This is a genomic window from Sphingobacterium siyangense (genome assembly GCF_007830445.1).
Lineage (GTDB): Bacteria > Bacteroidota > Bacteroidia > Sphingobacteriales > Sphingobacteriaceae > Sphingobacterium > Sphingobacterium siyangense.
On sequence record NZ_VLKR01000021.1, the window covers coordinates 85,028 to 99,316 of the forward strand.

The window sequence follows — 14,289 nt, forward strand, 5'->3', positions numbered from 1 at the left end:
AATCATTTTAGTTTAGCTATTTTGCGGAATGAAGTGCCGATACAGTTCCAGCACTTTTTATGCTGGGCCTTTCTGGCCTTGTGATTTATTACATATTTTGCTATTGACAAGCATGAAAACCTGATTATGTCGGCTAATCGCGTTCTTTGCGCCGTTTAGTTGGATCATAGCGTGGTATTGTTACTCTTTGATAGCTTTTAAAAATTATAGAGATGAAGATTTTAATGGTTTGTTTGGGAAATATCTGTCGTTCTCCCCTTGCACATGGTATATTGAAACAAAAAGCAGCAGATAATCAATTAAACTGGGTCGTTGAATCGGCGGGTACAGGCGACTGGCATATTGGTGAAGCCCCCGATCGTAGAGCTATAGCAATTGCAAAGAAATATGGTGTCGATATTTCCGGTCAGCGGGCTCGGCATTTCAAACCGCAATTTTTTTCCGAATACGATCTTATATTTGTAATGGATAGACAAAACTATGCAGATGTATGCGCTCAGGTGATTGATAAGGAAGATCTGCACAAAGTTAAATTGTTTTTGGGAGATGATGTTGTTCCTGATCCATATTTTGATGATAATTTGTTCGATCCCGTGTTTCAGATGATTGATCAACGTTGTGCAGAGGTTATTGCCAAAGGAGGGAATCCAACAGCATAACTATATTTATCTGTGCGTTAATTTGCTTGCAAATCATCGTAAATTTATCTTAGTTTGTTTAAAACAAAAAAATGAAGGCAGCAGAAGTAAACAAGAAGTGGAACATCCTACAGGATGAAATTGCTTCGCTATTCGATATGGAAAAGCCTGACATCAAGGTTTGTTTATTCCTTATTGGTGTTCAGGAATTGGGCAAAGGTGCCCAAAAATTCTCAAAACGAGAAAAAGAAGAGTTGATGCACATTGCGACGTGTCGTCTTTTCAGTGCTATGGGATTTTATAATCTGAAAGGTCTGGATGAAGAAGGGTGGCCACATTGGGAATTGGTAAAACCTATTCCTAACTATACTCTTTTGGAGCAAGAACTGATTATGAAGTCCTTGATCATAAATTATTTTGAAGAGTTAAACGTTATCTAGAAGATAACACAAATGAAAAGATAGGAAGTTCTAAATGGGAACATATAATTATTAACAGATGAGATTTTTAAAGGCTAGTTTAATAGCAGTATTCTGCTTTTTGCAGGTTTTGGCATTTGCGGCTAAACCCGAGTTTAAATATGTACAGATCGTCACTGACAAGGGGACCTGTGTGCTGCGGTTGTACAATGAGACACCAAAACATCGGGATAACTTCGTGAAATTAGCAAAAAGTAAATACTACGATGGAACCTTGTTCCATCGCGTCATCCAGAATTTTATGATCCAGGGAGGCGATCCTGACTCAAGAAATGCAGTTGGAGGAGCGCAGCTGGGTAATGGAGGACCAGGGTATACCATTCCTGCAGAGATTCAGGACGGTTTGTTCCATAAAAAAGGGACCATTGGAGCGGCTAGGGATAACAACCCCGCAAAAGCTTCTTCGGGTTCTCAGTTTTATCTTGTTCAGGGAAAGGTATTCACACCTGAAGATCTTAATCGTTTGGAGCAAACACGGATGAATGGTAAGAAATTTTCGGAAGCACAGCGTCAGGCTTATACAACTATTGGTGGTGCACCTCATTTGGATTGGAATTATACTGTATTTGGTGAGTTGGTCAAGGGAGTAGATGTTATCGATCAGATTGCAGCTGTGAAAACAGATAAGCACGATAGACCAGAAGTCGACCAAAAGATGAACATGCATGTACTAACGCGGCGAGAAGCGTTAAACTTAGAGCGGGAACTAAAAGGTCTAAAACCTCAGACTGGTATCTTTTCTAAAATCGGTGATCTGTTCTCTTCTAAGGATTATTAATGTTTTTATGAAGTCGTAAATCAGGGATTGAAGCGCTTTTTTCCCTATTATTTAGAATCTCAATACTCAAAAAATGAAAATAGTAACCTATAATGTGAATGGTTTACGTGCAGCCTTGAAGAAAGATTGGTTAGGCTGGTTGAAAACTGTAAATGCGGATGTCATATGTCTTCAGGAGATTAAAGCTACACCGGATCAGATTCCCGAAATTGCTTTGTTGGAGCAGATGGGCTATGAGCATTACTGGTATCCAGCTCAAAAAAAGGGGTATAGTGGAGTCGCCTTGTTTACGCGGATCACACCTAAGCATATTGAGTATGGTTGCGGCCATGAAGATTATGATTTTGAAGGACGTATTATCCGTGCTGATTTTGATCGGGTCTCCGTGATGAGTACCTATTTTCCATCAGGTACAACTGGAGATGTGAGACAGGATTTTAAATACCGTTTTCTGGAGGATTTTCAGTCATATAGTGATAAGCTTTTGATCGAAAAACCGAATTTGGTCGTTTGTGGTGATTATAATATTTGTCACCGTGCCATCGATATTCACAATCCAAAATCAAATGCAAATTCTTCGGGATTTCTTCCGGAAGAGCGCGAATGGATGGAGAATTTTATTAATTCGGGTTATATTGACTCTTTCCGCCATTTAAACCCTGATCCACACCACTACAGTTGGTGGAGCTATCGTGCAGGGGCTCGTGCAAAGAATTTGGGCTGGCGTATTGATTATAATATGGTTTCAAAACCTTTGGCGGAACAAATCAAATCTTCCAGTATAATGCCGGATGCAGTCCATTCCGATCATTGCCCGGTATTGCTGGAACTTGCTATCTAATACTTAGATGACATTTCATAAAAAAGGCTTTCATACGTATGAAAGCCTTTTTTATGGTGAAGCGCAAGAGCGCATTATTCACTAACTATCTCCCTTGGCTATGGATAATGGAAAGTTGCTGGGCAACTTTCTCTGCGATCGTTAAAAATGATTTCGTTACAGGATCTTCGTTATCTATGGCAACAGGGAAACCATTATCTCCTGCGTCAGAAATGCCTTTTAACAAAGGGATTTCACCTAGGAAAGGAACTTTATATTCTTCTGCAAGACGTTTTCCGCCATCTTTACCAAAAATATAATATTTGTTCTCTGGCAGTTCTGCTGGTGTAAAATAGGCCATATTTTCCACGACACCCAATAATGGGATATTGATGCTATCCATTAAGAACATTCCGATTCCTTTGACAGCATCAGCCAGGGCAACGTGCTGCGGGGTTGTGACAATCACAGCCCCGGCAATCGGGAATGTCTGTGATACGGTGATATGGATGTCACCAGTACCCGGAGGCATATCAACAACCAAATAATCCAGTTCACCCCAATGTGCATCGTTAAAAAGCTGCTTGATGGCCGAGGTCGTCATCGGTCCACGCCATGGAATAGGTTGGTTTGGATCGGTGAAAAATCCTATTGAAAGTAATTTCAGTCCAAATTTTTCAAGCGGTTCAATTTTAACCTGGCCGTTTGGCATTTCTATCGAACCCGGTTTGGCACCTTCTAGGCCAAACATAATTGGAAGCGATGGCCCATAGATGTCGGCGTCTAAAAGACCTGTTTTAGCTCCTTTCGCATGGAGTGCAAGTGCAAGATTTGCAGCGACAGTAGATTTACCAACTCCACCTTTGCCTGAGGATACCAGGATGATGTTTTTAATACCCGACACTTGCGCGCCTTGTTTCCCGATCACATTGGAAGTCATATTGATATGAACTTCGAGGTTTTTGTCGATGAAATGGGCTATGGCGTTTCGGCAGGCATGCTCAATATGGTCCTTAAGCGGGCAAGCTGGTGTAGTTAAAATGACATCGAAAGAAATTTTTTCACCTTCGATCTCGATATTTTGAATCATATTCAATGTTACAAGATCCTTTTTCAAATCAGGCTCTTCAACATAGGATAATGCATTTAATATTTGTTCTTTGGTAACCATCTATTATTCATTTGTAATCATGGATTACAAAACTACTCATTGCGGATCAATTTCATGTCATTTCTTTGTTTTTAATGGGATTAAGATTACTGTATCGTACTCCTAATCTTTAGGAAAGATCCGTTATCCAGTACATTTTCGTTTTCGGGTAACCAACCTGTTTTCTAAATAATTTTGTTGGACTGTAGAAAGGGATAAAGGCCATCCTTGTTTCAGTGAATTATAATTGTATATGCAGCCAAATTTATCTAAGTTTGACTGTTGATATGCACGAATTTGCATTAAGTAATAATTATGTCCAATCGATTTATAACATCTTTTAAGTCCCGCAAATGGCGATGGCTTTATATCGCTTTAGCTGCTATTTTGGTTTTGGCGATCGCAGTAGGCACGTATGCTTATCAGAAAAGAGATGCCATGCTCATGGGAGCAATCAACAAAGCGAAAGCGAAGTTGCTTGAAAAGTATGATATGGAATTGAAGATTCAATATTATGCTTTCCAGGGGATTAATGCCGTACAGTTTAAGAATATACAGCTATTGCCCAAAAATAGAGATCAATTGGCTCAAATCAATGATTTGACAGTGTCTGTAAAATTGTGGCCTTTGTTATTTGGGGATGTGAAGTTAGGACAAGTTCTTTTAGATAATGGGAAGGTTTCTCTTGTTAAAAAGGATTCGATCAGTAACTACGATTTCCTGTTCAAGAAGCAGAAAAAGGATACTATTGAAAATGATAACCCAAAGCAGAATCTGGCGGCCTTGGCAGATCGATTGTTGAAAAATGTATTTTTTAAGATTCCAAATGACCTCGATCTCAAGAACCTTGAGCTTTCCTATCGTGACGACAGTACTTCACAACGCATTGTAATTCCTTCTGCTGTGATAGACGGCGGAGATATGGAAACCAAGTTTCTGTTAAATGACCATGAGGCGGCCTGGAATCTGACCGGAACGATTGATTCAGATAATCAAGAATGTGACCTTCGTCTTTTTTCCGATAAAAAAGAGGTAAATCTTCCACTATTACAGCGCAAATTTGGTCTCGCGGTAAGTTTTGATGAAATATCCTTCCGATTGGACAAGGCTCATCGAAGAAATAAGGAGTTGCTGGAGTTGCATGGGCAATGGGGATTTAAAAATCTGAAAGTAAATCACTGGCGTATTTCTAGTAAAGATGTTATTTTTCCTGAGGCCATCATGCAGGGGGCATTGAATATTGGAGCATCATCGATTGAAGTGAGCAAAGAAAGTACCGTTCAGGTCAAAGATTTCGTGTTTTCTCCTTATATCAAATATGTGCACAAGCCGGAAAAAGAACTCTTCCTCGCCATTCATACCGATAGGATAGAGGCTCAGCACTTTTTTGATGCCATGCCAGTTGGATTATTTCCTGGCTTAGACGGTATTCAGGTGGAGGGGCATATTCAATACGATCTGAACTTTGCTCTCGAAATCAAAAAGCCCGAAAAGCTTCTTTTCTCTTCCAAAATGGATGATAGGGATTTAAAAGTTGTCAAATGGGGGGAGGCCGATATTGCGATGTTAAATACACCATTCACGTATACAGCCTATGAAGATGGTAAGCCGATGCGGGAAATTGTTGTCGGACCTCAAAATCCTAATTTTACACCTATAGATCAAATATCCCGTTATATGCAGATTAGTTTGATCAATACCGAAGATCCATTTTTCTTTAAGCACAAGGGCTTTGAGGAGAAAGCTTTTAAACTCTCTATTGCTACAAACATTAAGGAAAAAGGATTTAAGCGCGGGGCGAGTACGATATCAATGCAACTGGTGAAAAATGTTTTTCTAAATCGCAATAAGACGGTTGTACGGAAGCTGGAGGAAATTTTGCTGGTATGGCTGATGGAACGCTCGCAGCAAGTGAGTAAAAAACGCATGTACGAGGTTTACCTGAATGTCATCGAGTGGGGAAATAATGTATATGGTATTACCGAAGCTGCACGCTATTATTTTGGGAAAACACCAGCGCAATTAGGGCTTGGAGAAAGTATATTTTTGTCGAGCATTGTTCCACGGCCTAAAAAGGGACTCAACTTTTTTGACTGGACAGGACACCTGAAAGGGAATATGTTGCGCTATTTTAATACCTATGGTCATATTATGACCAAAACAGGGCAGATTAGTGTGGATTCAACAACTTCAAATTATGGTTTTTATGAAGTTGTTCTGCAGCCGCATCTGCGGGCAGCAAGACCTGCTGTGGTAGATTCTGTTGATGTATTTGATATGGGAGATGATCCATTGTTGTTCGATCGTCTCGAAAGTAGTTCTCCTGCCGACAATCTTGAGCATGTATCTGTTCCGAAGAAGCTAAAACAAATGGATCTAACAGAAAAGAAAGATGAGGAGGCTAGTGAGCAGGAGAAACCAAAACGGTCGCTATTTGACAAGATATTAGGGCGTAAAAAAGAGGAAAAAGAAAACGACACACACAAATAGTGCCTGTGTTGAAAGAAGAATATTAGCATGAAAAAGATAGAAATTGACGGATTGCTTTTCGAACCTTTATTTGAAGAGGAGCAAATTCAGAAACGAGTGCGCTTGATGGGGATTGATATCAGCCTGCGTTATGAACACAAACAGCCTGTTTTTATAGGCGTCTTGAATGGATGTTTTATGTTTATGGCAGATTTGCTTAAGCAAATTGATGTTCCTTGTGAGATGTCGTTTATTAAGTTGGCTTCTTATATTGGAACCGGGCAATCTGAATTAAACGAGCTTTTAGGGCTTGGTATCGATCTTGAAGGCCGTGATGTGATTATTGTAGAAGATATTGTCGACTCCGGGCATTCCCTGAAGTATACCTTGGATGCCGTAAAAAAATTAAATCCAGCAAGTGTGATTGCCTGTGCACTTTTGGTGAAACCCGAGGCGCTGCAGTATCATTTCGAGGAATTGACCTATGTTGGCTTTGAAATAAGTAAAGAATTTGTAGTTGGGTATGGTATGGATTTTAATGGTCTTTGTCGGAATCTCCCTGATATTTATAAAAACGTAGCAGTCTAATGTACTAACAAGTGATCATTAGATTTTAACTATAGAATTTTGATCTATTCAGGTGTTTGATCGTTGTATAATTCTTTCAGATTTATGCGTAAAATTTCTAATTCTGATAACGGTAGTTTGGAGACAGTTTCAAGTATTTCCTTTTCATCAAATTTAATGACTAAAACACCTTTGTTATCTTCCTCATAGCCCGATTTTTGTATTGTAAAGTCTATCTTTTCAAAATCAAATTCTTTTTGACCTCCTTTAAACCATTGGTAGTCGGCGGTGTAGTTGATTTTGTTTTTTTGAAATTCAATAATTTCAGCGCCATAAGTATTCCATAATGAAACACGGAGCATATAGTATGCTATTAATCCAAATAAACCAAGCATGATAACACTCACAATTGTCAGCCCGCTATTGGATACATTGACAGTGACGCCACCAAGGGGTAGAATTATAGAAAATATGGTAAGTAAATAGATGAATAGTCTGGCAATTAGAGGCCCCCTTTTTTCTTTTAATACCAATTGGTTTTGTTTTAGGTCGATTTGATTCATATGTTGTATTGCTGTTCTTAACGGTCTGTTTTTATGGGTAGAGAACCGGTTTTGATTCCTATAAATTGGTGTTTGCGAAACCTATGCGCATTTTAATGGTTAACTTATTTAAACGAACAGGTTTCGATATGGTCGTTCACCATTCCAACGGCCTGCATATAAGCATAACAGATGGTAGAACCGAAAAATTTGAATCCCCTTTTCTTCATGTCTTTTGCTATTTTATCAGAAATCGCTGTAGTTGCAGGTACCTGTTGCAGACTGGTCCAGTGGTTGACGATCGGTTTTTTTTCAGGCAAAAAGCTGTATAAATAGTCGTAGAAGCTACCATATTCTGCTTGGATTTTCTTAAAATGCTGTGCATTGGTAATGGTGGATTCAATTTTATTCCTGTGTTTGATAATTCCCGAATCGACCAAAAGTCTAGCAACATGTTCGTTGGTATAAGCAGCGACTTGATCAACATCAAAATTGGCAAAAGCTTCTTGGTATGCCTTTCTTCGCCGAAGAATCGTAATCCAGCTTAAGCCGGCTTGTGCAGACTCTAAGATCAAAAATTCAAATAAAGTTTTGTCATCGTGGACTTGTCGTCCCCATTCTTTATCGTGATAATCGACATATTGCGGATCAGATCCGCACCATTGACAACGTATGATTTCTTTGTACATGTTCTCTGAAGATTTTTTGAATGCAATATAACTTTTTATCCTAACTTTACGACCACAATTAAAGAGTTTCGAATATAGACGGTTCATGAGCATTTCATTACCGTTAAGAGACAATTCATTTTAATGAGCGTAACTATCTTCAAATATCATATTCTATTTGTAGTACTACTGCTGTTTTCAATTACGGGATTGAATGCGCAGCGGCGGACTTTTCGGACGGTTGTACAGGACAGCAGTACAGTTAGTACTGATAGTCTAAATATCGTAAAGGATTCTGTTGAATCGCCAAACCAGAAAGTTTTGGCATCCTTGAATCCTGCGTTACAGAATCAATATCGGATCGTAACAGTGAACGGGGAAGGTTTAAGGATTCATAACATTTATAATTTTGATGTTCAGCAGTATTTTCAGAGCAAATTAAGAAGTAGCAATTTGGATCGGCAATATGGAACGCTCAAGGCTCATCGTGAAAACTGGATTTTATTTACAGTTCTCGCATTAATTTTTGGTGTTGGGTTGATTCGGGTATTTTTCCCTTCTGATATTAAATTGGTTTTTCAGGGGTACTGGGATGATAGGGTCTTATTGTCTGTAAGCAAAGAGGATACGATCCTGACATCTTGGCCATTTATTTTTCTATTTATATTATTTTCTGGGGCAATAGGCTTATTTGTAAGTCTATTTTATGCATATGAATTAAATAGATTCGATTTTATTACTTTTCCCAATTATATGAAGACTGCGGGAATGGTTGGTGCTTTGTTTGCGTTAAAAATCGGATTTATCCGATTCCTATCCTTTGTTTTTCAAATTAGAAAGTTGGTAAAGGAATATGTGACCGTGCTGTATCTGATTTATTTCAATACACTTTTTTTAATGCTTCCTGTACTATTAATTTTGAGTCTTGTGCCTTTGACATCGGTCGGAGTTGTACTGCATTTGGCTATTGTTGGAGCGGCCTTACTCTTTTTCTATCGGTTTCTTAAGACAGCGACTCATATTATGTCTATGTATAAATTTTCAATTTCCTATTTAATTTTGTACCTTTGTTGCCTAGAAATAGCACCAATATTAATACTGTTAAGATTATTGAGCTAAAACTGGTTAATATGCAAACTTCAGACGTAGAAAGAGCAAAGAAGGTAAAAAGTGTACTGGTGACTTTACCAAAACCTGAAAACGATAAGTCCCCTTATTATGATTTAGCAAAGAAATACGGGTTAAAATTAGACTTTCGAGGTTTTATACACGTAGAAGGAGTTCCTGCCAAAGATGTGCGTAGGGATAAGGTTAATTTAGCAGATTATTCTGCTGTAATATTTACGAGCAGAAATGCTGTAGATCATTATTTTAGAATTTGTGAAGAGATGCGATTTGAAGTGTCTGCAGAAATGAAATATTTCTGTATTTCAGAGACGATTGCCCTCTATCTTCAAAAGTATATCCAATATAGAAAACGGAAGATTTTCTTTGGTAAACAGACCGCGAAAGACCTTGAAGAGGTATTGAAAAAACACAAAGGGGAGAATTTCTTGTTCCCTTGTTCGGATGTAGCCAATGAGGAAACAAGTAATTGGTTACAACAAAACGGCTATAAATTTACACCGGCTGTGCTTTTTAGAACTGTTGTAAGCGATTTGACTGATTTGAAAGATGTTTTCTACGATGTTATCGTGTTCTTTAGTCCTTCAAGTGTACAGTCCTTATATGATAACTTCCCTGACTTTAAGCAGAATAATACAAGGATTGCAGCATTTGGTGCTTCTACGCAACAGGCTCTTTTAGATCACGGATTGATTTTAGATATCCCTGCTCCAACACCAAAAGCGCCTAGTATGACGATGGCTGTTGAAGAATATATCAAAAAGGTAAATAAGTAATAGCCTAACATAAGGTAAATAACAAAAAAAGGGTTCTTAAGACCCTTTTTTTGTTATGTGTGCAGTTTAAGATCGGCAAGGATCTGTAAAGACTTTTACGGGCGTTGCTGTTGAGTTTTATCATTCCGAATCGGGAATGGTACGATGACAATTTTACGAATTGGCCGGATGATCAATTTGTGGGGTATGTTCATCTTGTATGAAAGATAGATGAATCGTATTTTTATCTGTAGGGGTATAGAAATGGTGGCGAGTCGAATCGATGATGTTAAAATGTAATAAAAGTGACGATGGTCATTGAGATTTTAAGTATATTTCTATTAAATTGCTTGGAGTAATTTATTCCAATTAAAAATAAAGCATAGGCAGTATTTTTAAAATTTGATAGAAATATTTTTTTTATGTTTGTAATTAAGCAAAATTAGTCAGTCGTGAAGTTAAAGCAAGTTGATAAAATTTCGGGCATTCAATCAGAGGACTTTTTAAAGAATTATCTGAAACCAGGTTTTCCTGTAATCATATCAGATTTTATCAGTGCAGAAAGTCCAGCGTGGAAGAAATGGAGTTATGATTACTTTAAGGAAATCGCAGGAGATATAAAGATAGATGTCTATGGAAAAGAGGAAGAATCAATGGACCGTGCTGCCAGTGCTCCTGTTGGCCATATGACATTTGCAGAATATTTGGATCTGATCACAAAAGAGCCTACAGAGTTACGGTTGTTTTTGTTCAATCTACTCAAGATACGTCCTGAACTGAAACACGATGTTATTTATAACGATGTTACAGGCGGTAAGGTATTGCAATGGTTGCCGTTTATGTTCTTTGGTGGAGAGGGGTCAAGTACCCGTAATCATTTCGATATTGATATGTCACACGTGTTTATTTCTCAATTTCAAGGATTAAAACGTATTTGGCTTTTTCCGAATGATCAATCTGATTTGATGTACAAATTGCCATACAATTTTCATAGTATTGCAAACCCCAAATATAGTAGTGAAGAGGAATATCCCGGGATAAAGTACCTAGATGGTTATGAAGCTGTCATTCATCCTGGAGAGACCTTATATATGCCAGCAGGCTGGTGGCACTATATTCAGTATGAGACAGAGGGCTATTCGATTTCTGTTAGGGCGTTAGCAAATTCGATCAGTGAGAAATTGCAGGGGGCGCGTAATCTGTTTATCACAAGGCATTTTGACAATACGATGCGAAAGATCTTCAAAGACCATTGGTTCCATTATAAAATTAATACAGCAAAGCGTCGAGCCAATAAAGCAATTAAAAGAAACAAACGTTAATATAGAAAGGGGACAGTAAAATGTCCCCTTTTGTTTTTTAGCGTATTTTATGTATCAAACCTAGCTTACCCTCACACTGCAATAAGGCTTTTTTATTCTTCTGTATCGTCCCATTTGCTAGCTTCCCGGTAGAATAGTGTATAAGGGTCGCTTGGGTAAATCATTGCGTCCGGGTTATGCCGAAATGGAACATCTGGGTTAAAGATTTCCTGAAGAATATCTCGCAGGAATCTGACAAAATTTTCTTTCTGGAAAGCAAGGAATTCATCAGTCAATATTCCCGATTTACCACTGAATAATGTCCCTTCTTCCCGCATTTTACGGGCGACATAGAGATGAGGTTCGAGTTGTTTCCTTCCTGTCTTTTGTTCGAATACATAGGCATAGAATAGCGTCTGCACCATGGCTTTATTTTCGGTATTTGGCGCAAATACCTGGTCGATTTCTTTGAATATGATCGAGTCTCCACCAGTCTTGTAATCAACAATTCTACTGATAATACGATCGTCGTGTGTTACGACCTCATCTACACGGTCAATGATGCCGTAAAGTGTGACCTGTTGTTCTTCTCCATTGATCTCAATAGGAAAGGGCAGTACATAATCGTTGTCATTCTCGAGTTCAATAATCCGAAATGCTTTGTAGTTGTTGATGTCATATTCAAGATACATCTTGACATACTCGCAGGCAATCTTCAGCATGATCCGCTGCAGGCTGTTTAAGTCATGTGTTGTCTTTAATTCGATCTGATATTGCAGGCCTATTTCACGAATCACCTGTGCTTCTATTTTGTCGATCTCGTGCCGTAAGACAGTTGTCGGTGTAAAGTCCTGCTGCCCCTTGAAAGGTAGGAATATCTTCTCCATGACATTATGGATGACAGTTCCCAGTTTATTCATCTCAAATTCCTGAGAGATGGAAGGTGGTTCTTTGATACCGGCAATATGTTTTAAAAAAAACTGTAGCGGGGATTGCAGGTAAGTTGTTAGTGCCGTTGCAGATATCCTTTTCTGGTTGACGATAAAATCCTGATACATCTTTTCCCAGACTTGACCACGTTTCTCGATGACAATCTCTTGCGCCTTATCCGCAAATTGGATGGTCTGTTGTTGAATTTTTCGGTCAAACTGAAATTTACTTTCAAACTCCAGCTGTTTGATAAAGCGACTTTCTTCGCCGGTAGAGCTTTCGTCTACTAAGCCATTGTAGAAAATATGTATTCCTTCACTGTATTGAAAATGGCGATAGAATAAATAAGCTGACAGTGCATCCTGATTCTCCAATATGGGAAGGCCATAAGCGCTTCTCAGGCTATTAGGTATAAAGGTCGGTGAATTGGACGTTTTGGGTAGAATGCCTTCATTTGCGCCTAAAATATATACGTTGTCAAAATTTAAACAACGGCTCTCCAAGAGTCCCATAATCTGAATTCCTTCTAGCGGATCTCCTTCTATCGCTGAATTTATTGGAGCGATTGCTTTTTTAATCAGGCCAATCTGGAAGCTGATGCTTAAGGGCGCAACTGTTTCAACGCCCAGTAGCAGCTGATTTAACGTTTTCTTTGTTTCGATCAAAAGGTTGTTGTCAATTTGGCGGATGCGCTCCTGAGAAGAGATGCTATGCAATAGGTCATCGACGATCAGAATGAGCGCAGGGATCAAATGTGCCGAATTTTCGATTGGCACAAAAAACTGAGGCAGGGAGCTTTTGAGATGAAGTTCCTCCAATGCGATCTCAAAGAGCTGTTTGTCGGCAATCTCTTTTTGGATCTGAAGTTTATCTGCTAAAGAAACCATGCTGAGCGGATGGTTGATAAAGGTCTCTATGACCTGATAAGGAATCTTCCGCCTCTTGAACTGTGATATCTCCAAATGTACATCCATCCATAGGTCCAGGATACCGAAAATGGGAGACTGCGTCAGTGGATATCCCGTTGTGATGTTGGGGTTGACATCGGGTAGACTCTGTAGCAAAGGAACCAGTAGGTTTTCATCTGCTAGAAGAATGGCAGAGGTCTGTTCCGCTTTATGGTGCTGTTCGAGGATATCATAGAGCAATTTTGTTTGGCTGATTTTTCCGGTGCTGGCATATAGATTTACGGTTGAGGTTCTATTGCCTATAATGTTCGGGCTATCGCCAAGCGCATTGACCAAACCTGTTTGAAAAATATTTCGACGGATAAAAAGTCCCGCCTCCTGCATAGTGTCCTCCAGGTAATAGGCATCGGCATCAAAATAGAATAGTGCGCTGCCTTTGTCCTGCCATTGTCTAAATAATTTTGCCTCAACTTTATTTAAAGCATTGAAACCGACAAAAAGGATATGCTGAAAGGAAGATGCAAACTGCTGATTTGTAGCCTTGCCTTCAACCAGATCACGGTAGATTGTTGGATAGTTGGTTTGGCCTTCTGTTTTAAGCTTTTCTTTGAATCGATCATATAATACCGGCAGTCTTTTCCAAAGTTGAAGAAAGCGCTCTTGTACTCCACTATGCCCCGCAATAGAAAAAGACTGCCAAAATTGACGGATAAACCCTTGCTGTTCTTGCGTGAGATGTTGGAAAGCAATGTCGATTTTGGTATTGTCATAAAGTTCTAAATAGATCTGCTCGATGGGAACGAGATCATAATCCAGTTGACCGAAGTCACTCAATATAATTTCGGCAATGGGATAGAACTCTTCCAGCGTTTCTGGTTGCCTGCCCTCAGCTACCAATAACTCATTATGAATATTAAACAGATGAAAAAATTGGGTTAAAGGACTGGCTTCGGTATCATCGGTCGAAAGTCTGAAAAATTCCTGAATCGTAAAAAACTGCGGCGACCAGATCGCCTGGCCATACACTTCAGAGAGATGTTTTTTGAGGTAGGTAATCGGCCGTTTATTATTAAACACGATGGCAATTTCACTCAGATCGTTTCCAAAACGTTTTTGAATGTCTGCTGCTACTAATTTTAGAAAGGCTGTCTGCATCGTG

At 39.0% G+C, this 14,289-nt stretch carries 13 protein-coding genes; 9 read left to right on the top strand and 4 right to left on the bottom strand.

Annotated features, from left to right (window positions below):
* Positions 1 to 212 precede the first annotated feature (212 nt).
* The 4 genes from IQ31_RS18030 (at position 213) to IQ31_RS18045 (ending at position 2,736) form a co-directional block, all read left to right on the top strand.
* Complete coding sequence (locus IQ31_RS18030) at positions 213 to 659, top strand: low molecular weight protein-tyrosine-phosphatase (protein ID WP_075994463.1); 447 nt, start codon at positions 213 to 215, stop codon at positions 657 to 659.
* A gap of 71 nt (positions 660 to 730) precedes the next feature.
* Complete coding sequence (locus IQ31_RS18035) at positions 731 to 1,078, top strand: hypothetical protein (RefSeq protein WP_075994462.1); 348 nt, start codon at positions 731 to 733, stop codon at positions 1,076 to 1,078.
* Between the two features lie 58 nt (positions 1,079 to 1,136).
* The gene (locus tag IQ31_RS18040) at positions 1,137 to 1,895 is read left to right on the top strand and encodes a peptidylprolyl isomerase (RefSeq protein WP_088163194.1); all 759 of its coding nucleotides are present in this window, start codon (positions 1,137 to 1,139) and stop codon (positions 1,893 to 1,895) included.
* 73 nt (positions 1,896 to 1,968) lie between these two features.
* On the top strand, positions 1,969 to 2,736 hold the full coding sequence (locus IQ31_RS18045) for an exodeoxyribonuclease III (protein WP_088163193.1): 768 nt from the start codon (positions 1,969 to 1,971) through the stop codon (positions 2,734 to 2,736).
* Positions 2,737 to 2,821: 85 nt separating this feature from the next.
* On the opposite strand, the gene IQ31_RS18050 is transcribed toward IQ31_RS18045, so the two are convergent.
* Positions 2,822 to 3,886 carry an Mrp/NBP35 family ATP-binding protein gene (locus IQ31_RS18050; protein WP_088163192.1) on the bottom strand — a complete coding sequence of 355 codons (1,065 nt, stop codon included), beginning with the start codon at positions 3,884 to 3,886 and terminating at the stop codon, positions 2,822 to 2,824.
* 294 nt (positions 3,887 to 4,180) lie between these two features.
* Between IQ31_RS18050 and IQ31_RS18055 the strand changes: the two genes are divergently transcribed.
* A complete protein-coding gene (locus IQ31_RS18055; RefSeq protein WP_145329019.1) occupies positions 4,181 to 6,355 on the top strand; it encodes a transglycosylase domain-containing protein in 2,175 nt (724 codons plus the stop codon).
* A gap of 27 nt (positions 6,356 to 6,382) precedes the next feature.
* Positions 6,383 to 6,922, top strand: coding sequence for a hypoxanthine phosphoribosyltransferase (gene hpt, locus IQ31_RS18060; RefSeq protein ID WP_075994457.1), 540 nt, complete (start codon positions 6,383 to 6,385; stop codon positions 6,920 to 6,922).
* 44 nt (positions 6,923 to 6,966) lie between these two features.
* Here hpt and IQ31_RS18065 read toward each other — a convergent pair whose 3' ends face one another.
* Together IQ31_RS18065 and IQ31_RS18070 are read right to left on the bottom strand one after the other, a co-directional pair.
* On the bottom strand, positions 6,967 to 7,464 hold the full coding sequence (locus IQ31_RS18065; protein ID WP_145329021.1) for a hypothetical protein: 498 nt from the start codon (positions 7,462 to 7,464) through the stop codon (positions 6,967 to 6,969).
* A gap of 104 nt (positions 7,465 to 7,568) precedes the next feature.
* Positions 7,569 to 8,132 carry a DNA-3-methyladenine glycosylase I gene (locus IQ31_RS18070; protein ID WP_145329023.1) on the bottom strand — a complete coding sequence of 188 codons (564 nt, stop codon included), beginning with the start codon at positions 8,130 to 8,132 and terminating at the stop codon, positions 7,569 to 7,571.
* A gap of 123 nt (positions 8,133 to 8,255) precedes the next feature.
* On the opposite strand from IQ31_RS18070, the gene IQ31_RS18075 reads away from it, so the two are divergent.
* From IQ31_RS18075 to IQ31_RS18085, 3 genes are all read left to right on the top strand, one after another.
* On the top strand, positions 8,256 to 9,230 hold the full coding sequence (locus IQ31_RS18075; protein WP_145329025.1) for a DUF4271 domain-containing protein: 975 nt from the start codon (positions 8,256 to 8,258) through the stop codon (positions 9,228 to 9,230).
* Between the two features lie 11 nt (positions 9,231 to 9,241).
* Complete coding sequence (locus tag IQ31_RS18080; RefSeq protein WP_075994453.1) at positions 9,242 to 10,012, top strand: uroporphyrinogen-III synthase; 771 nt, start codon at positions 9,242 to 9,244, stop codon at positions 10,010 to 10,012.
* A gap of 431 nt (positions 10,013 to 10,443) precedes the next feature.
* On the top strand, positions 10,444 to 11,313 hold the full coding sequence (locus IQ31_RS18085) for a cupin-like domain-containing protein (protein ID WP_075994452.1): 870 nt from the start codon (positions 10,444 to 10,446) through the stop codon (positions 11,311 to 11,313).
* A gap of 92 nt (positions 11,314 to 11,405) precedes the next feature.
* On the opposite strand, the gene IQ31_RS18090 is transcribed toward IQ31_RS18085, so the two are convergent.
* Positions 11,406 to 14,285, bottom strand: coding sequence for a PD-(D/E)XK nuclease family protein (locus tag IQ31_RS18090; protein ID WP_145329027.1), 2,880 nt, complete (start codon positions 14,283 to 14,285; stop codon positions 11,406 to 11,408).
* Between the last annotated feature and the right edge of the window lie 4 nt (positions 14,286 to 14,289).